17 protein-coding genes and 1 tRNA gene are annotated in these 20,842 nt (G+C 41.1%); 10 read left to right on the forward strand and 8 right to left on the reverse strand.

Going from position 1 to position 20,842, the window contains the following annotated elements; translation table 11 throughout:
• Positions 1–41 precede the first annotated feature (41 nt).
• The 5 genes from MAS10914_RS0109880 (at position 42) to MAS10914_RS0109900 (ending at position 4,385) form a co-directional block, all read left to right on the forward strand.
• A complete protein-coding gene (locus MAS10914_RS0109880; protein ID WP_017315770.1) occupies positions 42–1,034 on the forward strand; it encodes a beta-ketoacyl-ACP synthase III in 993 nt (330 codons plus the stop codon).
• Between the two features lie 100 nt (positions 1,035–1,134).
• Complete coding sequence (gene fabD / locus MAS10914_RS0109885) at positions 1,135–2,013, forward strand: ACP S-malonyltransferase (RefSeq protein ID WP_017315771.1); 879 nt, start codon at positions 1,135–1,137, stop codon at positions 2,011–2,013.
• 95 nt (positions 2,014–2,108) lie between these two features.
• The gene (locus tag MAS10914_RS0109890) at positions 2,109–2,747 is read left to right on the forward strand and encodes a lysophospholipid acyltransferase family protein (protein ID WP_017315772.1); all 639 of its coding nucleotides are present in this window, start codon (positions 2,109–2,111) and stop codon (positions 2,745–2,747) included.
• Between the two features lie 197 nt (positions 2,748–2,944).
• Positions 2,945–3,982, forward strand: a complete 1,038-nt coding sequence (locus tag MAS10914_RS0109895; RefSeq protein ID WP_017315773.1) for an AI-2E family transporter — start codon at positions 2,945–2,947, stop codon at positions 3,980–3,982.
• Between the two features lie 100 nt (positions 3,983–4,082).
• Positions 4,083–4,385, forward strand: coding sequence for a DUF2288 domain-containing protein (locus MAS10914_RS0109900; protein ID WP_017315774.1), 303 nt, complete (start codon positions 4,083–4,085; stop codon positions 4,383–4,385).
• 148 nt (positions 4,386–4,533) lie between these two features.
• On the opposite strand, the gene MAS10914_RS0109905 is transcribed toward MAS10914_RS0109900, so the two are convergent.
• The 3 genes from MAS10914_RS0109905 to MAS10914_RS0109915 form a co-directional block, all read right to left on the reverse strand.
• Complete coding sequence (locus MAS10914_RS0109905; protein WP_026082453.1) at positions 4,534–5,064, reverse strand: YdcF family protein; 531 nt, start codon at positions 5,062–5,064, stop codon at positions 4,534–4,536.
• A gap of 393 nt (positions 5,065–5,457) precedes the next feature.
• Positions 5,458–5,531: transfer RNA gene (locus MAS10914_RS0109910), tRNA-Arg, on the reverse strand.
• Positions 5,532–5,564: 33 nt separating this feature from the next.
• Positions 5,565–6,662, reverse strand: coding sequence for a tocopherol cyclase family protein (locus MAS10914_RS0109915; RefSeq protein ID WP_017315776.1), 1,098 nt, complete (start codon positions 6,660–6,662; stop codon positions 5,565–5,567).
• 28 nt (positions 6,663–6,690) lie between these two features.
• Here MAS10914_RS0109915 and MAS10914_RS0109920 point away from each other — a divergent pair, with 28 nt between their 5' ends.
• Positions 6,691–7,293 (forward strand): J domain-containing protein, encoded by a 603-nt coding sequence (locus tag MAS10914_RS0109920; RefSeq protein WP_017315777.1) that lies wholly within the window; start codon positions 6,691–6,693, stop codon positions 7,291–7,293.
• A gap of 335 nt (positions 7,294–7,628) precedes the next feature.
• Positions 7,629–9,821 carry a WD40 repeat domain-containing protein gene (locus MAS10914_RS0109925; protein ID WP_017315778.1) on the forward strand — a complete coding sequence of 731 codons (2,193 nt, stop codon included), beginning with the start codon at positions 7,629–7,631 and terminating at the stop codon, positions 9,819–9,821.
• Positions 9,822–10,349: 528 nt separating this feature from the next.
• On the opposite strand, the gene MAS10914_RS0109930 is transcribed toward MAS10914_RS0109925, so the two are convergent.
• Positions 10,350–11,183 (reverse strand): metallophosphoesterase, encoded by an 834-nt coding sequence (locus MAS10914_RS0109930; RefSeq protein ID WP_017315779.1) that lies wholly within the window; start codon positions 11,181–11,183, stop codon positions 10,350–10,352.
• A gap of 184 nt (positions 11,184–11,367) precedes the next feature.
• On the opposite strand from MAS10914_RS0109930, the gene MAS10914_RS0109935 reads away from it, so the two are divergent.
• Together MAS10914_RS0109935 and MAS10914_RS0109940 are read left to right on the forward strand one after the other, a co-directional pair.
• Positions 11,368–12,510 (forward strand): nucleotide-binding protein, encoded by a 1,143-nt coding sequence (locus MAS10914_RS0109935; RefSeq protein WP_017315780.1) that lies wholly within the window; start codon positions 11,368–11,370, stop codon positions 12,508–12,510.
• A gap of 335 nt (positions 12,511–12,845) precedes the next feature.
• Positions 12,846–13,301: an orange carotenoid protein N-terminal domain-containing protein gene (locus MAS10914_RS0109940; protein ID WP_017315781.1), complete on the forward strand. Its 456-nt coding sequence runs from the start codon at positions 12,846–12,848 to the stop codon at positions 13,299–13,301.
• Between the two features lie 185 nt (positions 13,302–13,486).
• Here the strand turns inward: MAS10914_RS0109940 and MAS10914_RS0109945 are convergent, their stop codons facing one another.
• From MAS10914_RS0109945 to MAS10914_RS0109960, 4 genes are all read right to left on the reverse strand, one after another.
• Positions 13,487–15,703, reverse strand: a complete 2,217-nt coding sequence (locus MAS10914_RS0109945; protein WP_017315782.1) for a DEAD/DEAH box helicase — start codon at positions 15,701–15,703, stop codon at positions 13,487–13,489.
• Between the two features lie 76 nt (positions 15,704–15,779).
• A complete protein-coding gene (locus MAS10914_RS0109950; protein ID WP_017315783.1) occupies positions 15,780–17,108 on the reverse strand; it encodes an ATP-binding protein in 1,329 nt (442 codons plus the stop codon).
• A gap of 151 nt (positions 17,109–17,259) precedes the next feature.
• The gene (locus MAS10914_RS0109955; RefSeq protein ID WP_198014969.1) at positions 17,260–18,564 is read right to left on the reverse strand and encodes a tellurite resistance TerB C-terminal domain-containing protein; all 1,305 of its coding nucleotides are present in this window, start codon (positions 18,562–18,564) and stop codon (positions 17,260–17,262) included.
• Positions 18,565–18,694: 130 nt separating this feature from the next.
• Complete coding sequence (locus MAS10914_RS0109960; protein WP_017315785.1) at positions 18,695–20,032, reverse strand: ATP-binding protein; 1,338 nt, start codon at positions 20,030–20,032, stop codon at positions 18,695–18,697.
• Positions 20,033–20,119: 87 nt separating this feature from the next.
• On the opposite strand from MAS10914_RS0109960, the gene MAS10914_RS0109965 reads away from it, so the two are divergent.
• Positions 20,120–20,440 (forward strand): TMEM14 family protein, encoded by a 321-nt coding sequence (locus MAS10914_RS0109965; RefSeq protein ID WP_017315786.1) that lies wholly within the window; start codon positions 20,120–20,122, stop codon positions 20,438–20,440.
• Positions 20,441–20,842 lie beyond the last annotated feature (402 nt).

Genomic DNA, 20,842 nt, shown 5'->3' on the forward strand with positions numbered 1-20,842 from the left:
ATGACTAATGACTAAAAGCTGATAGCTTTGGAGATGCCAGAGTGCAAAATTTAGGAATAGCAATCACAGGAAGTGGGTCGGCAGTACCAGCAACCTTCCTAGATAACCAGTCACTCACACAACTGGTTGAGACAACAGACGAGTGGATTTCCATAAGAACGGGAATTCGTCAACGCCGATTGGCAAAACCAAGCGAAACCATAACTGATCTTGCCACTGCTGCTAGTCGGCAAGCGATCGCCATGGCTGGAATCAACCCACACGATGTGGATTTGATTCTGCTTGCAACCTCTACTCCTGATGACTTGTTTGGCAGTGCTTGTAAAATTCAAGCTCAATTGGGAGCTACCAAAGCGGTAGCCTTTGACTTAACAGCAGCCTGCTCTGGTTTTGTTTTTGGATTAGTCACTGCTGCCCAATACATCAGGACTGGAGTGTATCAAAACGTACTGCTCATTGGAGCGGATATTCTCTCTCGTTGGGTAGATTGGCAAGACCGACGTACTTGTGTCTTGTTCGGTGATGGTGCTGGTGCTGTGGTTATACAGGCAAATGAGAAGGATTGCTTGCTGGGATTTGAACTTAGAAGCGATGGAACTCAAAACAATTGCCTCAACCTTGCCTGCACACCTGAACCCACAGAACTTACCCAAGGCGTCAAAGTTGGTAAAGGCAATTTCCAACCTATCACTATGAACGGCAAAGAAGTGTACCGCTTTGCTGTACAAAAAGTGCCAGAAGTTATTGACAAAGCTTTGTTTCGCGCCAACCTAAGTGTGGAGCAAATAGATTGGTTATTGTTGCACCAGGCAAACCAGCGCATTCTTGACGCTGTGCGAGAGCGCCTCAACATTCCAGAACACAAAGTTATTAGTAATCTCGCCAACTATGGCAACACCTCTGCCGCCTCCATTCCCCTTGCCTTAGATGAATCAGTGCGCCAGGGCAAAATCAAGCCGAGTGACATCATTGCCACCTCTGGCTTTGGTGCTGGACTGACTTGGGGTGCAGCAATCTTCCAATGGGGAAGGTAGATAGTTGTTAATAGATAGTTGTTAGTTGTTGGGTGTCAGTGTGATAAATAAATAACTACTAACCACTGACTACTAACCACTAACCACTAACCACTGACTAATGACTAAAACCGCATGGGTATTTCCCGGACAAGGTTCGCAGTCCCAGGGAATGGGAATAGACTTATTAGATATACCATCGGCGAAAGAAAAATTTGCCCAAGCTGAGGACATATTAGGCTGGTCTGTTATTGAAATCTGTCAGAACAATGCCGAAAAGCTATCGCATACTCTCTATACACAGCCTTGTCTATACGTTGTAGAAACCATTCTCGCTGATATCGTACGAGAAAAGGAAAAACCAAATTTAGTTGCAGGTCACAGTTTAGGAGAATACGTTGCCCTCTATGTGGCAGGGGTATTTGAGTGGTCAGCTGGGTTGCGTCTGGTGAAGCGTCGTGCCGAACTGATGGACTGCGCCGCAGGTGGTATGATGGCGGCTTTAATGAACTTTGATCGCCAAGAGTTAGAAAAAGTCATCGCCGAAACTCCTGACGTGGTGCTAGCAAACGACAACAGTCCAGCGCAGGTTGTCATTTCCGGGAGTCCAGAAGCAGTACAAGCCGTCATGTCCCAAGTTAAGGCAAAGCGTGCTATTCCCTTAAACGTTTCTGGAGCATTTCACTCACCCTTAATGGCAGCACCAGCCGCTGAATTCCAAGATATTTTAGAATCTATCGAATTTCAGCCAGCTTTTGTACCAGTATTATCTAACGTAGAACCACTTCCAAGTGTTGATGCTACTGTGTTAAAACAGCGCTTGATCCAACAGATGACTGGGGGAGTGCGGTGGCGAGAAATTTCACTAGCACTCCCAGAAAATGGTATTGAGCGAGTGGTAGAAATTGGTCCTGGTAACGTGCTAACTGGTTTAATTAAACGCATATGCCCTGACTTAATTTTAGAAAACGTCCGCGGTGCTGATGATTTAGCTATTTAGTTAGTTGTTGATTGTTGTAGAGACGTGCCATGGCACGTCTCTACAGATGTTATTTGTTCCACTATCTACTACCCACTCCCCTTCCCCATTTCACTATGTCTCGAAACCGCGAACCGTATGTAAGTTTGTTACTCTACCAAGCCTTTAAGTGGTCAGTGGTCAGTCCCATACTCCACGCTTATTTTAAAGGGCGGATTTATGGTGCTGAAAATGTCCCGCCAACGGGACCACTGGTTGTCGTAAGTAATCATGCAAGTAACTATGACCCACCCCTTGTTTCTAATTGCGTACGCCGTCCAGTGGCGTATATGGCAAAGGAAGAACTGTTTAAAATCCCGATTTTCAGCAAAGCAATTCAGTTGTATGGTGCTTATCCGGTGAGTCGAGGTAGTAGCGATCGCACTGCTATCCGTGCCGCATTGAAGTATCTTGATGACGGATGGGCTGTAGGTATTTTTTTGCAAGGGACTCGCACCCCAGATGGACGCATTACAGATCCTAAACGAGGTGCAGCACTGATTGCTGCTAAAGCAAAAGTCCCACTTTTGCCTGTGTGTTTGTGGGGAACCCAGGCGATCGAGCAAAAAGGTTCCATAACTCCCCGTCCAGTTCCAATCACAGTGCGGATTGGCAATTTGATTGATGCTCCCAGTTCTGCTAATAAAGAGGAATTGGAGGCGCTCACGCAAAAGTGTGCAATAGCCATTAACTCGCTCCACGATTTGGGACGCTAATTGGAAAAAGCCAGAAAATATGCTTAAAGGAAGTGGCAAGAGCCGCTAAATTTATGTCAATTTAAAATCATGCGATTTTAGGAGATTTTTTGCGTCTACCTTTTTAATCTAAAATTTCAGGTTCAAACTTATGTTTTATGTTTGTTCCACCCTTGCTGGACAGAATTAACTCTAATTAAGCTCTCCCTAAAAAGTATATGAGCGGTTTTGAAGCCAACAACTTTTGGACTCGCCTAAATAATCTGGTGTTAGTCCGTTTTTTGCTTTTAGTTGCTTCTGGGTGGGCAATTGTACTACTTCTAGAATACTTTCAATCAGTCATTGTTATTTTCACATTTGCTGCAATTTTGGCTTTTTTGTTAAGCTATCCTGTACAATGGCTACGACGGTTTTTACCTCACGGTATAGCGGTTATCGTAGTTTTTTTGTTCAGCATTTTCATTCTTGGTGGTTTAACAATTACTGTAGGCTTAACAGTTTTATCTCAAGGACAACAATTAATTGATAGTGTCACTGCATTTTTAAACTCTTTAATACCTCTTATTGAGAGAGTTGAGGAGTTTTTTCGTAATCGTAATTTGCAAATAGATTTAAGTGCGCTTGAAGAGCAATTACGAAATCAAGCTATATCTATACTTGTTACTAGTTTAAACATCTTTCAAAGCTTTATCACGAATTTTGTAACTTTTATCTTGATTGCAGTCGTCGCTTTTTTTATGTTACTAGATGGCGAAAAGCTTTGGCAGTTTATTATAAAAATAGTGCCACAGCGACGAAGAGATAGATTTACAAAGATCATTAAGCGCAACTTTTTAGGTTTTTTTCAGGGTCAGTTGATATTAACCTTATTCCTGACAGCTTCAACTTTCCTTGTTTTCTTGGTACTCAAGGTACCTTTTGCAGTGATCTTATCAGTTATAGTTGGAATTATTGACATAATTCCTGGTATAGGAGCAACTTTAGGAGTTGGTGTTATTACACTCATTGTGCTATCACAAAGCGTTTGGATGGCGCTCAAAGTCTTGGTGGCTTGTATCATACTTCAACAGATACAAGACAACTTGATTTCACCTCGAATTATGCAAGGTGCTCTCAATCTTAATCCTGTGGTTGTATTCTTTGCTTTGCTCGTTGGGGCAAGAGTTGCGGGGTTGCTGGGAATTTTTATTTCTATTCCTATTGCTGGAGTACTCGTTTCTTTATTTGAAATTGATGAAATGAAATCAGAAGTATAGTTATTAGTAAATAGTTATTATTCGTTCGTTATCAGAAAAAATATTGAATAGAGATTTAGATTTGTTTAAAATAGTAACTAATGACAATAACTCATGACTAATGACTAATACAGATTTAAGAGCGGAATTAATAGAAAACCTGGATGAGGCGGAGTGGGAATGGTTAATCCCCCATGTACAAAGAGATGCAGTGATTGTCGTGGCGGTAGAACTGGATTTACTGGATGTAGGGGTAGCAATTGCTAGCGATAACGTCTCAAAAGTGCAAATCTGGATAGATGAGGCACTGCTTACCAAACCCTCTACTACACAAGTGGGAGAGTGGAATACCCAGCGTACAAAGCGGTTTAACACTCTGATTGTACAGCCTTACGTGCTTGTACAAGAAAAAGCTGTTGCTTAACAAGCTCATTTAAGAGTTATAGCGGTTTGCAATTGGGTAAGGTACACAAAGAAATAATGAACCACAGATGCACACAGATGCACACAGATGCACACAGATGAATTTGTACTTCATTCAAGCCAGAAGCGCTATAAGTTGACTGATTTAATCACTGCTTGTTTTGAAATTCATTGATATCTCCATAACCAGTTGCTACCCAAACTATAGCTCTGACTCCATCACGAATGGATTTTTCAATTGGTTCGGGAGTACCCTCAGAAGGAACTGCTACAGGTTTAAAATCAATCCCTCGACTACCCAAAATAATTTCACCGATAACCTTAGCGCGGCGCATATGGTAGTCAGAAGTAATGAGATACACACTCTTTATGTCTCTTTTTTCCAAATCATCTACTAATGTGGTGAAGTTTTCGACAGTATTGTTTGCTCTGTAGTCTAGGCGCAACCGCTTTGTATCGACTCCGGCTTTGATAAATACTTGTCTAGTTATCTTCGGAGGACTACCTCCAGAAATCCAGATAGGTAAATTCGGGTACTTATGGGCAAAATCTGCTGTAAACTTCTCTCGCTCTAATTTAGATGTTGAACCACCCAAGACTAAAATTGCTTGGGGCTGGACAAATTGGCTTTGAATTTCCTTATAACCCCACAACATCATCAGTGGTAGGGCTAGGAGCATAAACCGAGAAGAAATACCTTTAAATCCTGTCTTTTTCAAGGGTCTATCACTTCGGTTGCTTGAACAGAGATTTTTCCTTAAAACGAATAATAATGAAGATTATCAGAGTCCTGAAAAATTTACTCAAATTTGTATTTGAGTCATTTTTCAGTTGCATGAGTGCTCATACCAAATCTGGTGTAGATACCTCTGTTTTCTAAAGTCCGCTGAGACGGACTTTTTTTGACAAACCGCGACTTGCAATGTGATCGAGGTGACTAGAGGTCATAGACGCAGATTTGGTATTATCTGTGCCTAAAAATCACAAACATCTCCAGATTCAAAGGACGATTGTACCCGCTATTTAAACAGATACAAAGCTTTCCCGACGATTTTATCGAATTTATGAGACGACGGGACTGGCCAGATTCGAACCGGCGACCTAGCGCTTAGGAGGCGCTCGCTCTATCCTGCTGAGCTACAGCCCCAAATAATAACCACTATTTTGTATAATAGCAGTTTTAGTGGGACTGCCAAGAATTATCCCAGGGTTCGCCGCCTATTTCTAATCCACACAGAAAAGTACGTGCTTTCAGGATAATTTTTCTTTTTCCAATACCTAATTCTCCCAGTTCTAAATTTAACTGTCCCTGCATGGTGTCACGACAGCAAAATATCAAACCGTTGGCTGTTGGCGCACGTAAAAGAGTACCAGGTAAATCGGTAGTTCCTGTTACCTCAACCTCGTACTGCAAATTTCGCGCTTTCATTTGCCATCTACCCCAAGGCTGAATATCCCAGTGTACTTCCGAATTCCAGGGCACAAATTCATAGAACTTGCCTTGATAGTGTATGCCAATCATGGCTACTGATTCCATCCACCACAAAACACCACGCCGCCCGCCACCCGCAGTCAGGGCGAGGTCGCCTTCGCCTTCAAAGCTATTGCAGTTCATCCAAAACCATTTCTGAGGAAAAGCGCCTCCCCAATTTTTCTCGCTGTAAGCTGGGGCGTTGGTAAATTCGTAGCGTTTGCCATTCCAGTCAATCCAACCAGAAGCCAAGCCGTGCGCCATCAAAATTTGCCATCCGGGTTCAAAAATCTGCAAGAATGACAGCCAACCTGCGGTGGATTGTTGAATACTTCCTTTATCACCCCATCCGTAGATAGGGTGAATTTCATACTGCCAACGACAGTAACGACCAGTCGCTGGGTCGTGAATTGCGCCCTGATTCAAGGTGGCTGTTGCTTGATAGCCTTCTTGAACATGGCGTTCAAACTCGGGTGGTAGTAGGTAGAGAGGTTGAATTTGTAGGTCTGTTTTGCCCCAATGACCCAGGCTCAAAACGTCACGACTCGCCCAAAATTTGCTGATATCCGGAAACGTCCGGCACAGATACTCATCATTGGGGCCAAGGATTTGTGCTGCACCGCCACTATGGGGTTTACCGCCGATGGGGTCTTCCATAGAATACATGAAGGCAAAAGTTTGACCTTCTGTGGGCAAAGTGACGCGGTAATACCAACCTTCAAAGAAGCGACGGCTACTACCATCCCAGTGGTAAGCACTGTGGGGTGTTTGAATGGAATGATGAGAGTTTATGGGAATAGTTAACATAGATTTACCTTGCTGCCTATTTCCCAGTATGAGCGATCGCCTTAACATAAATGATGCCTACTCTATCCTGGGACTAAAACCAGGTGCATCGGCAGCACAGGTTAAGCAAGCTTATCGTAAACTAGTTAAGATTTGGCATCCTGATCAGTTTTCCCATCCCCAGAAAAAACAGGAAGCAGAAGAAAAAATTAAACAAATCAACGAGGCTTACAACAAGCTGAGATATTATCTGCCCAGTTCTGCAAATGAGCTTGGTCAAACACAAGAAACAAAAATTTATGCAAATAGCTCCAATGCTGAAATTTTCTACAACTGGGGAGCAGAGAATGCAAAACTAGGAAGATACGAGGAAGCACTTGCAGACTTTACTCATGCAATTCGCCTCAATCCTAATTACGTTGAAGCATACAAATACCGTGGCTTTATCTGCTCCCTACTGGGATATGAATATCGAGCCAACTCAGATTTAAACAAAGCTGCACAGATGGAAGGGAAGTTGAACAATAAACAGGCTGATTCTGCATCGCCATCATCAAGACACTCCAGCACGTCCCGACACAAATCAAAGCTCAAATCCCTTTTAGAAAGGTTTTGGCGGTGGATAAAGTGCTTGCTAAGGTTCAATCGATGATTCTGATAAAGTCTCTACCCATCAATGCACTTGTTTTTGTCATGGCTCATTGACATAAGAAATGATCAGCATAGTTTCGAGAAATTTATTGGAAGAAGATGAGAATAGGTGAGTGAGTCCAGCGCTCTAAGCGCAAAGCGCACGCAGTCGCGTTAACAAACGCGACTGCGTGGCACGAACTCCCATAGACGGGTTTCTCCGAAGCTTGCAAAAGAGGAAACCCTCCTGACAACTTCTCTCCGTCGCAGGTAACTGGCGAACCCGTGAGGGTGAAATCGCGTTACCCCCTCCAGTTGTTTTTTTCTTCGAGAACCAAGCACAGCAGTCAACCTACTATGACCAAACTCCACTGGTTAGAAGTTAGCGAATACGCCACCCTCTCCCTCTCTGCACTAGGATTAGTCACAGCGGCTGTCACGCAACAGATGGTTTATGCAGCTGCTCCCTTGACGATGACAGTTTGCTTGAACGTCGCTAATCGGGAAAGGTTAAAGTATTTAACCCAGCAGCATCAACAAACAACAATTAACAAACTGGATCTACTCATTGACCCACTGCGACAGCGGCTGGCAAACTTTGATACTTTCACTCAAAAGCTAAGTGCAACAACTGAACAGCAGCTTGAGGAATTACGAAAGAACCAGCAGCAAGACGTTAATATTTTTACACAGCGGTTTGAAGAATTTGATGCTTCTTTCCAACAGATAAGGACACAAATTCAACAACAGATACAGGAATTACAGCGGAATCAGCAAGAACAAAATTTCGACTCCTTTAAACAACGCCTGACTGAACTCGACACCCTCACGCAACAGTTGAGGACAACAACACAACAGCGGATTGACCCACTTTATCAGCGCCTTGCAGAACTAGATGCGTTGACACAACAGTTGAGTCAATACACTCAGCAGCAGATACAAGAATTACAACAAACCCAGCAAGAACAAAATATTGATGCTATTAGACAACGCCTGGCTGAACTTGACACTCTCACGCAACAGTTGAGTACAACGACGCAACAGCAGATTGACCCACTTTATCAGCGCCTTTCTCAACTGGACTCCTTTGCACAGCAATTGAATCAATACACTCAGCAGCAGATACAGGCATTACAAAGAACCCAGCAGGAACAAAATGTTGATGAGATTAGACAACATCTAACTCAACTCGACGCCCTCACGCAACAACTTAGTACAAATACTCAAAAAGAGATACAGGAATTTCAGTACGCGATCGCCATACTTCAGACGGAACTACAAGAGTTGTTGCAGATAAAGCAGCAATACCAAAATGGGTTAGAGAGAAAAAAGAAACCAGAAGGTTTCAAGCCTCAGCAACCTCAAGCAACGACTAAATCATCAACACCCGTCTCGCAAAAGAAGCCACCCACAAATTCTCCGCCATTATCTCCAATTACGGTAATCCAAACCCCATCTCAGGTAAATAACACAACAAATGAAGTTTCTACACCCGTTTCTGTGCCAAACTTATCTCCAATTACATTAGTGCAAACCCCGAAGCCTGAGGTAAATAACACAACAAATGAAGTTTCTACACCCGTTGTGACTGTACCGACATTGCCGCCAACAACAGAGGATTTAACACTAGAAAACACTGTTAAAGAACTGTCACATACTGTTAAGGAACTGTCACATACTGTTATGTCTGTCGCCTTTAGTCCTAATGGGCAAACATTGGCTAGCGGCAGTGATGACAAAACTATAAAAATTTGGCATTTAGCTAACAACGAAACCCACATTCTTAAGGAAAAGGGAGAATTTTCCTGTTCTGGAGGAGTTAATTCCCTAGCATTTAGCCCTGATGGCAAGATTTTAGCGAGTGGAAGTGATGACAAAACCATTCGGTTGTGGGATATCTCTACAGAAAAGGAAATGAGCACCTTTAGAGGACATAAAGAAAAGGTTTATTCTGTTGCGTTTAGCCCTGATGGAAAAACTTTAGCCAGTGGCAGTCGAGATAGAACTGTTAAACTTTGGTCGATAGATACACATAAAGAAACATCTACACTCCATGGGCATTGTGACGAAGTTTTATGCGTTGCTTTCAGTCCTAATGGAACTATTTTAGCTAGTGGTGGCGCTAGGAACGATCAAACTATCAAAGTTTGGTATCTGGTTGAAAATAAATTTTTGACTCTTAAAAGTCATTCTGAGGAATTGGGAGGAATTCATTCTATTGCTTTCAGTCCAGATGGTAAGACTCTGGCTAGTGGCAGTACAGACAAGACAATTAAGATTTGGCAACTCTCAACTGGGCAAGAACTCCGCACTCTTACCGGGCACTCCGATGATGTTTGTTCTGTAACTTTCAGCCCTGATGGCAAAACTCTCGCAAGTGCTAGTAAAGACAAGACGGTGAGACTTTGGCAGGTGGATACAGGACAAGAAATCCGTAGTTTCACAGAGACTGAAGAGCCGATTTATTGTGTTGCCTTCAGCCCAGATGGTAGGACGCTAGCTGCTGGTGGCAATGGAAATAATACTGTCATGCTATTGCCTTGTGATTGAGGCGGGTAGAGCTAGTCAAGACTGCAAGTTCTATAGCATATTAGCTCAACAAACGCAACTCGAGTCACATTGTAAAGAAAGAGTATATTTATAACAAATTTTAGAAAATGTTAAGACGGATTAATCGTCATAAAATTTAGTAAATTTATAGACCTGTCTCAACAGGACGATGCTACCTTCAAAACATAGGCACGATGGAAGTTAGAAATTCCTCTAAATCCTAGTGTTAGAGCCTGTGCCTCCCGCTCTAATCAATTCGCAATCACTTCTCAATTGTGGTGTTCTTGTAGTATTGTGTTTTCGCCTGACGTTGAGTAAGTTGTTTTGGAGGTTTTTGAACAGACAGCAAAAATGCCTGCCTAGCTGTTGAATAAAGGACACACAATTGTTAATAGGTTTGGTTGCGAAGCTTGTCCACCTTAGTTGAGTCACTTTCCTCTGATTTTTCACTCGTCTCAATCATCTATATTTAATAAACCGCCGAAAGCTGCTGATATGAATCCCTCGTAGCTTTTGGGGGTTTAATCGTTAATGACTCGTTAAAGTTATCACAGTCACTTCAGGTGGACAAAATAAACGTCCTGGGGAATAAGTTCCTAGCCCACGATTAATGTAGAGCTGATTCATTCCTACTTTGTGAAAACCCTGCGCCCATTCCCAGTGTTTCACCACTTTAGAACAGTCTCCTCGCAAAAAGGGCACCCATCGCCGCACTTTTCTAGGAAGTTTGCGAACAAATTTCTTGTAGTACATCACCACAGGACCAATTCCTGGAAGAACTATTTGACCGCCGTGGGTATGACCAGACAGTTGCAAATCCACTCGCCATTTTTGTAATATCTCAGCACTATCTGGGTTGTGGGATAGTACGATGCAAGGTGTAGCACCATCTAGCTGATTCATCACAGCTTTAGGGTTAAATTCCCGTGACCAGTAATCAGCTAGCCCAACGAGTGGTAATTCTTTTCCTAAAGGATAAGCTATTTCATTCCAAAGAACTTTAATATCGATGCTATTTAATGCAGCTGTCACTTCTGCTTTTGAACGACCGAAATATATATCATGGTTACCGAGTACAGCATAGACACCAGCGCGACTTTGTAGATGTTTGAGTCGTAGCACCAGCTGATGAATGGGTGATGGATCGTCAGTTACATAGTCGCCTGTTAATAGAACCAAATCAGGTTCAGCTTCGTTGCTCACTGCGATCGCTTCTTCCAACATTTGTTCCGACAGCCGCTTACCATCGTAATGCAGGTCTGACATATGTACCAGCTTCGTACCTTGTAACGATGCTGGCAACCCTGCAATATGAACTGTCAACTTTTCGACGCTTAGAGGTCCAGATAACAACCAGTGCATTGCGCTGACATCACTCCTCTTACCAGCGTTTACAGCTTAACAAATCATCTCTGAATGAGTATAGAATACTGGACGACTTTTTGAAAAATTTATGAAAGTTCTTGTGAATCTTAAATTAGATTCCGTCTTTACATCAAAGTGATTTAAGCTACTATAAGCTATACTGAACCTCTAGACTAAATCTATGGAGCCTGCTTACATAAAAGACTTTATCCACTTTGAACAGCACGTAGCAAAACTTCTCCATAAGGCAGGTTGGACAGTTATAACCACCAAATCAAACCAGCCTGGTTATGATTTAGTTGTCAAAAAAGGACACTTAGTTGGCGCTGTTGCGATCAAGTGGTTAAGAAACCATGTAGCAGCACCACAGCTTTTAAAATTTGCTAATTTTTTAGATTCTAACGAAGGTAAAAAATTTAATTTTGGCTTGTTCATAACGACAAAAGGTTTCAGCGGACCTGCACTGGCTTTAATTAGATCCTGGGGTAAGGATACTAAAATCCGCTGTGGGATTGCCAAGGAAAATACGCTTGTTGGGATAGATGGCGCTGATTATGAAGATAAATCTCATGATGACTCAACTGGCTCAAAAAAGATTTATTTTGGCATTTTTACCTGTAAAGGAGGAGTCGGTAAAACGACTATAGCAGGGCATTTAGCTGGAGCATTTGCACTGCAAGGATTCAATGTAGCGCTTGTAGACTTAGATCCAGAACAAAATTTACAAAAGCTAGTAGGAGATGGTGTTTTTGTTCCTAATCCTAGAGGTATGGGAACAACGATTGAAGTGTTTGATGGCAGAGATTGGCATGAAGATTCCGCCCGTGATTGTAAAATAGTTATTTGCGATTGTTCGCCTGCAATTGAGCGCAATCCTACAAATTTAGTAGAAAATTTTCACTATTGCATCATACCAACAACCTTAAATCCATTAGGTATAAATAAGCATGGTAAAGTTATTCGAGATACTGTGACAGAAATACGTCGCATTAACAAAAATGCCCACTTGTTTGTCCTGGTTAATAACTTCAAAAATCCTGGCTTTCAGAAATTAAGCCTTCTCAGAAAAGTTTATTACGAGACATATAAAGACATTATCAAAACAGATAATAAATTTCATTGTATAGACCCAAAAGAAGTTTGTATTCGTGCTAGTGAACAACTTTATTACTGGGGAATACATATTCTGGAAAACCCAGAAAACCCCGCTAGCCGATTAGCCTTTGACTTGATTGGGGGAAAGTCCTATCCGCGTGATGATTTTATCAGCTTGGCAGATTACATAGAAAGAAAAGCTGGTATCGGAATTCTGCGAGATCACTAAGTAGAGATGTTGCATTGCAAAATCTCTACTTACATTAAAGATGGGCAAATTATCTTGCCTAAAGCTGTATGGGTTTAAAAAATTAAATTATAATTTCAGTTTTTCTGTAACAGTGAGCACATTTCTAACTAAGAATGTATTATTTACATCTGTCTTAAGCTGCGATCGCTCCTGTGGAGCGCCTCCCTCTGGGAGTATCACCTTTTCTGTCTATGGCGGGGTTAATCTCCAATGCTTAATTTATTAAATGTTTATTAAGCGTTGTAAAGCAGTTGCTGATAAACCATTTCAGTAATGTAGGCAACTGCGTATTCAGTAAGCAATTGGAGATTTTTATGACTTTCACTAGCGACTCAACAACAAAAGAATCTGTACAACAGTTTCGCCGCTTTGATGCGGATACACAGCTAGCTTTGCTGTGGTTCGGCTACCTAGACATCAAAGATCAACTGACACCAGCAAACCAGACTTCTGCACAAGACACCGCTGCAGCTTTATACGACACAATCGCAGCACTACCCAAGGAACAACAGCTTCAAGCACAGCGCGATATCGTTGCTGGTGCAAATAGCGATGTTAGCCACTCCTATAAAGCTTTGAGTTCTAGCGGTAAGCTGGATGTGTGGCTCAGACTGGCACGAGCTATGGAAGATGGTACTGTTACTCAAGTACCCTCTGACTATAAGTTGCCTGAAGAAACTAACGATTTTGTAAATAAAATTAAAGGCTTGGATTTTGAGCAGCGAATTGATTTTACTCGTAGCGCAGTACAAGAAATGGGCGCTAAGTAGTCATTAGCTTATCAGAAACCCGGTTTCTTTACAAAACCGGGTTTCTATGGTTAGGGTGAACTACTGAGGGTTATTGTATCTGCAATTTGTAGTAAGCGCTTTAGCCGCTCATAGAAAAGATTTTAAGGGCTAAAGTCCCTACTACAAGCTTTCACCAAGATGCCTAGGAAGTTTAAGTAGAAATGCTAATTATTATAACTTTCCCAAAGAGCTACTTGCTGTCTCAGTTCTGACATATCTAAATTATTATTGGCAAACGCTTTACGTAAAAGTGGGTAAGGAATAAATTCATCATACTTTTGGATTTGTGGGGCTTCAGCATGACTAAGTAAATCCTCATTTTTTATTCTTTGCTCACATAAGGAAAGAATCTCTGAATAAAGATATTTAGCTTTTTTTGGAGTTAATTTAATAGTCAAAAAATAAGGATTATCGCCACTCATACTGCTGATTTCCAACGACTCGCGGCAAAAACAGTTTAGTAATCTTTCCAGGGTGAGGTAAGCGACACTACCTATCCAAGGGAAAATGCAGCATTTACCTTTTTCTAATTGCAAAATATGACGTTTATCTAGTCCAGCATCTCTTGCTAATTCACGAACTGACTGTAAACGTTCTAAAGCATTTTTTTGTAAATAGCTATACTCTACATCTTCAAACAGCACTTGTCGCATTCGTTGCAAAATTTTTGTATGAATCGTCCCACGACCACCGCGCCAATAAATACTTGCTTTACCCTCTACCTGCTTAACTAAAATAACCTTTTTTTTAAACTCAATATCTATAACTTCCCAAGTTTTACCAGCTAATGCAAATAGATCTCCCACAGGAGATGGCGTGACGATACTGCCAATTTCTGTCGTTCCTTGCTTAACAACATATTCCTGGTTATCAGGAAAGACAGCGTAAAACTGAAATTTTCCCACCACCTTTTCCCCAGCCAAACCGATGATTAATTTACCTTCTTCAGTGAGGTGAATATGGTCGATATCAATGAGATAACGCAGCAATAGTTTAAAATCTTCTTGAGAAATAGCAGCAAAAGTTGGTAGAGTTAAAACCTGTTTAGCAAGAGCAGCAGGTGAAAGTTCTCCCATTGCGACTAAAATACTCATTGTTTGATGATATAGCAAACTTACAGGGTATTTTAGGGGTTGTATCGGTTCAATCCAACGCTCTTCTAAATAAAGTTGAATAATTGCAATGCATTGCAAAAGTTGCCAAGGAATTTGTTCCGGTAATGATGCTTCTGGTGATACTTCCTCTTCAGCGCAAACAAACCGCATATCAGCAGCTTCACCTCTTCTTCCAGTACGTCCCAACCGCTGTAAAAAACTAGCAACAGAAAGAGGCGATTCCAACTGAATAACTCGCTCTAAATAACCAATATCTATACCCAATTCTAAAGTCAAGGTAGCAGCAGTCACCGCTGGATGATTCGGTTCGCGCATAGCAGCTTCAGCCGCTTGACGCAAACTCGCAGAGATACTACCGTGATGCACATAATAAATGTCGGGATACCCTCCTTCAGCAGCTACTTGACGCAAAGATGCAATGACAGATTCCGTCTGCGATTTATTATTAGCAAAAATCAGACACTTACGCGATTTACTCAGATTAAAAATATATCTATCATATGCACTGATACTTGCTTCTATCTCCTGTTTTCCTGTCTGTGCGTCTGTGTGGTTCGTTTTAAAAATATAAAAATGCTCCACAGCAAGTTTAATTTGACGTTTACCCCCCTCAATTTTCGGAGTCATCACCGACTTATCAGTCCCAGAACGCAACCACTCTTCTGCCAATAAGTAATCACCGAGAGTCGCTGATAAACCAATTCTTCGCGGTTGTGTTTGCGTCAGCCTTGCCAAACGTGTCAATTGACAAAGAATCTGACAACCCCGTTCCGAACCCATGAAAGCGTGAATTTCATCGATGATGACAAACCGCAAATCACCAAACAAACGCACTAACTCATAATGTTTGTTAATTAACAAACTTTCTAAAGATTCCGGGGTAATTTGCAGAATACCCTGAGGATTTTTAAGAAGCTTGGTTTTATGACTTTGGCTGACATCACCATGCCAATGGCAAACTGGGATATCTGCTTCTCTCAATAAATTATTGAGACGTTCAAATTGGTCATTAATTAAAGCTTTAATAGGACCAATGTAAAGTGCGCCAATTGTATTAGAAGGATTTTCATGTAATAGAGTCAATACTGGTAGAAACGCTGCTTCCGTTTTTCCTGAAGCAGTCCCAGCAGCAACGAGCAAATGAGCATCAGTATTAAAGATAACTTGACAAGCTTCGATTTGAACTGCTCTTAATTCAGTCCACTTGTGATTGTAAATATATTCTTGAATAAAGGGGGCGAGTCTGGAAAATATAGCATCACTCATATTTTACCTATACATCGACAGGATGAGCTTAACGAACCCTACAACTATGCTTCCTCTATATCTTGTAAGGTTCATTTCATAAACTAAATTCCTCCGCATCCTCCTCATCCACATCTACATCTTTACCCACTACTGTAGGTTTAAAATTAGCACCATGAATGAGTTCATTAAAAGAAATATTTTTATTTTGATAAACAATATTTAAAACACTAATAAAATCCCGTACAATTTCACCTGGAGTTAGCAAAGCTTCTGCACCCAAGCGGTTGACGATTTCTTTAACAAAATCTTTCAAATGACGAGTTGTTAATATCTTTTCATAGCCAAAGTTGATAGCGTGAATTTCTGTTAAGCTTTGCAAAAGTTTGAGGATTTCTTCTTCTGTTAGGGGATTAAGCCGCATCACAGGTCCCATCTGTTCCTGAACACCTGCTTGAGTGGCAAAACGGCTTTCCTGTGTGCGTCTTCGCCAAGCAGCATCTGCAAAAAGACCCCGATTTGGATCTTCTAAAAATTTTGTGGTACCACCAATAAAAATGCCAAGATGCTCTGCCTTACACTGCATAGTGTCATTGAACATCCCCAGCAGTCTATTGTAGTTTTTTTCACGAGTCACTGTAGGAGATATCTGGTATAAATGTACAGCTTCATCAAGTAGAACTAAAAGACCTTTATAGCCAATTTCAGCAACAAACTTAGCTGTTAGTTTGATGTAGTCATACCAACTTTCATCGTCAATGATGATACGTACTCCCAAGGCTGCTTTTGCCTCACTTTTAGTGCTAAATTCTCCCCGCAACCATCGCAGTGCAGCATTTTTCAAATCATTATCATCTAAGCGGTAGCCGCGCCAATAAGCAACAATAACAGTGCCAAAATCAAATCCGTGAACTAAGTCTTCAATAGACTGAACAATTTCCCTAATTTTCTCTTCAACTTGGTCATCAAAACCATCGTCGTTGGGACGCATTCCGGTTTCTTTAGCCACTTCTTGTTGGATTTTATTAATCCATCCTTCCAAGATAGATACCAACGCACCACCATCAGGACGAGTTTTTGTGGCGAGGTGACTCATTAATTCTCGATATGTTGCTAACCCTTCATTTTTGCCTCCTGCTAGTCGGCGTTCCCAAGATAAATCAGCATCAGCTACGATAAAACCTTGTTCCATAGCACGGTTGCGAATCAGTTGCAGCATGAAGCTTTTGCCTGAACCGTAATTGCCGATTACAAAGCGAAATGCTGCTACCCCTTCTGCTATGTCATCAAGATTCTGCAATAAACTTTTGAGTTCTTTTTCCCGTCCTACTGCTATTTGTTCGAGTCCCACTCTTGGGACGACCCCCGCACCTAGAGAATTTATCAAAGCAGTGGATACTTTTTTTGTGATTTTGAGCTTTGTCATTGTAGATTGCTGCACCTCACTTTTCTCGTTCCTACACTAGGGCAGGAAAGCACATTTAGAGGGCTACTGCCTTCTGCAATTTACCACAAGTAGACCCTATGGTGAAAGCATTTCCAGACTAAACAAGAGAAAGAGAGTATGGTATTAGTATTTATTTTGATGAGATTTGCCCAGCCATTTTGTCCTCATACATTGCAATCACTTTTTTCACATTAGTCATATATTCTTGATGAATTTCTGGATTTTCAGAACTTGGGTCAATTATTAATTCACCTATAGTATCATTAGCACGTTCATTGATAGCATCAATCAGTAGATTTGGCATGGTGATATTTTCTTCAGCAATCTTTTTAATAGCAGCATTAGGATTATTTTGCTCTAGGATAGCTTTTAATACCTGAATTTCATAACCGTGTAGCTGCTCAACGAATTCAGTCCATTCTTCAGAAAAATTTTCTAGCTGATCAGCAGTCTCTATTGGTTCTAAAAATTCTACTAATTCTGAGAAAGGGAAGAACTCTTCGCTATCTTCCAGTCTGTTCTCATTCAATTGTTCTTGAGTCGTCAGGGTTTCCATCTGGTAGAGGAGTTCCCAAACTTGGCTTTGTAACTGGTCGCGTTCCTCTTGTAATAAGGTAACTTGTTCTTGTAACTGTTGTAAATGTGTGCGTTGTTCTGCTAGTTGGGTTTGCAAAGAATTCAAGTTTGCTTCTATAAGTTCTTTTTCAGCTTTTTTCTCTACAATCAGTTGTTTTTGCTGGGTTCCTTGAACTTCTAAATCCTGTATTTGTACTCGCAACTCGTACAATTTTTCTTCTAGTTGAGGCTTCAGTCTATTTAGTAGAGTTAAGTTGCTTTCTAGTTCTTCTTTTTGCTGCTGAAGTTCACTTATTTGAGTTTGCAGTTGAGTGATCTCGGAACGCGATACATTGTAGTTTAATTCTAAACGACGTTTATCTACTGTTAGGGCAGAAAGAGAATTGTTGAGTTCTACTTTTGATTTCTCTAATTTATGAAATTCATTTTGTAGATAATTGATTTCCGATTCTAAATGTTTTTTTTCTATTACGTAATTGCTTAACTCTCTACTAAGAGTCTCTTTCTGGTTCCGTCGTTCTAAAACTTGGTTTTGGAGTTTGTTTGACTCTGCATACAATAAAGCGTTGTTTGCTTCAATCTGATTAGTTTCTGCAACAAACCGAGACTTTAATCCCTCTAGCTCTCTAATTCGTTTTTGTAAAGAATCTAAAATGAGCATTTCATGATTTCTTCTGCGTTTATCTACAAACAATGCCGATAGATACGTAGCAGGTACAGTGATGACACCTGTGACAAAAGCCTTACTTACATCCCAGCTAAGGACGAGACTAAGACCGAAACTCACGCCAAAGGCAATTATACCTATAATAAATCGATTGCTCACCATTGCTGATTGCATATTGCTTGTTTTTAGCATAATTAAGTCATTAACCTATGCATTTTTTAAATCCCTAACACTCACATTGTTGCTTTTAAAGCCATTAATGTAATCATTTGTAACACCTTAGGATAGAGAACAGAAAAATTAAAAATTAAATCTATCAATTTCATAATTCTGTGTTGGCTGCATGGTAGGTTGAACTAGACAGGGTCAAATCGGCTTTCAAGAAATCAATAAATTGTCTTGCTGTTCTTCCAGAACGACCATTATGGCGAGTTGCCCATTGTAAAGCTTGACGTTCCAAATCTTCTGGACTGATATTAATTCCAGCTTGTGCCGCAAGATGCCGGATAATTTGTAAGTAAGTTTTCTGGTTAGCACCTTCAAAAGTTAAGGTCAAACCAAAGCGATCGCTAAACGAAAGTTTCTCTTGCATGGTATCCCACGCATGAATTTCGTCGTTGTCCTTGGGAGATGGTCTATCGGCAAAAAACTCTCTTATCAAGTGGCGGCGGTTGGAAGTGGCGTACAAGACAACGTTTTGAGGTCGTGCAGTTAAATTGCCTTCCAAAACTACTTTGAGTGCCTTAAAAGCATCATCATCTTCTTCAAAAGACAGGTCATCGACAAAGATGATAAATTTCTGTGGGACACCGCGCAACCGTTCCACAATTTTTGGGAGGTCTTTCAATTCAGATTTTGCCACTTCCAGTAAGCGTAAGTTGCAATTGCCATACTCATTCAGCAAGGCTTTCACCAAAGAAGATTTTCCGGAACCGCGACTACCGTAAAGTAAGACGTGCAGCGCTGCTTGTCCGGATAATAAAAACTCTGTATTTTTTAACAAAGCTTCTTTTTGCGACTCGTAGCCTACGAGTTGACTCAACTCAACTCGATCAGCATAGCGTATTCCGATAAACTGCCCTGCGTGCCAGCGCAGCGCTTTATACTCTGCAAATAAACCTGTACCAAATTGGCGATAATAAGCTGACAATTCTTTCACGGCATCAGCCCAATTTTCTAACTGTTGTAGTTTGTTTATAAGTGGTAATTCGTGAATTTCTGCTACCCTATCCTGCTCTACATACCACACGACTGGTGAAACGGGTAGATAAGCTACAGCTTGCACCCACTGACTCAAAGCAGCGCTGCTGCACTCATAAAGATTCTGCAACGCTTGTAAATCATGCTGACCTGCTGCTATTAAAGCATGAGGCAAATTTTCAAATTCTTGCTGTTGAGCTAGCTGAGTAAAAGGATTCTCTGCTCTCAGAATTTGAGTAATGAGATATTCCTCCCAGTTTTGATGTCTGGCAGCCAAGCACCTGAAGTAATTGCCGTATGCCTGGAGGCAACTCTGTGCATCGGCATCAGTGTAACGTATAGCTTGCAACAGATCAAGAAATGCGCTCCCCACTTCTGTTTGTAGGACAGATTGGTAGAGTAAGAGAGACGCTGCTTGGCGTTGGAGGAATTGAACCTTTGCGATTGCTTGATTATCCATCAATCAAAAGGGTGATGTAGCTAAATAGCTATGGTAAATTGTCTGCCGATGCTTGCAGCAAAATCAAAATCTACATAGGTTTTAACAATGACTTTAGGTGTTGTTGCAGCCCTTGCCTATGGCATTCTAGCTATCGTCGGTGGTATTATTGGCTACCGTAAAGCGAATAGCAAAGTTTCTCTGGTCAGTGGTAGTCTTAGCGGTTTACTACTCATTATTGCTGCTTTTGTCCAACTCCAAGGTCAAACCTGGGGTTTGATATTAGCAGCTGTTGTCACAGCTATTTTAGTCGTTTTCTTTGCATTGCGAGTGACTAAAACACGCAAGTTTATGCCTGCGGGATTAATGGCTATTTTAGGTGTGGTAGCACTAGCTACGATGGTGAATCAACTGGCGGTATTGAGGTAGCATCAGCTTCCCAGTCATAACTATTCTCGATTCTTGACATAGGTTCTACCATGCCTTCTCAAGGTCACTAAGTTAGTACATTTACATTACTGCAAAGTTGCTTTTGTCACATTACAAAGGACTCCCGAAAGAGCTGTTTGCCAAGACAACCTCAAAGCAGTTCTGATTTGTATGAGATCTAACTCTTGTGGGACGGGACGGAAAGCTCGTTCAGGGTTCAAGACGGGTAAGACACCTATCCCACAAGATGTCATGCATTCAATTGTTTTTATAGTTTATTAAAAAAAATTCTTAACTTAATAAAATGTAAAGAATTAGCAGATTAGCTTTCTTAGGATAATGGATAAATTGTTGCATAAACTACAGAAAATAGAATTCTGATCTCCATTATAAAATTGCGTT

Origin of the sequence: Mastigocladopsis repens PCC 10914 (genome assembly GCF_000315565.1) — a bacterium.
Taxonomy (GTDB): domain Bacteria; phylum Cyanobacteriota; class Cyanobacteriia; order Cyanobacteriales; family Nostocaceae; genus Mastigocladopsis; species Mastigocladopsis repens.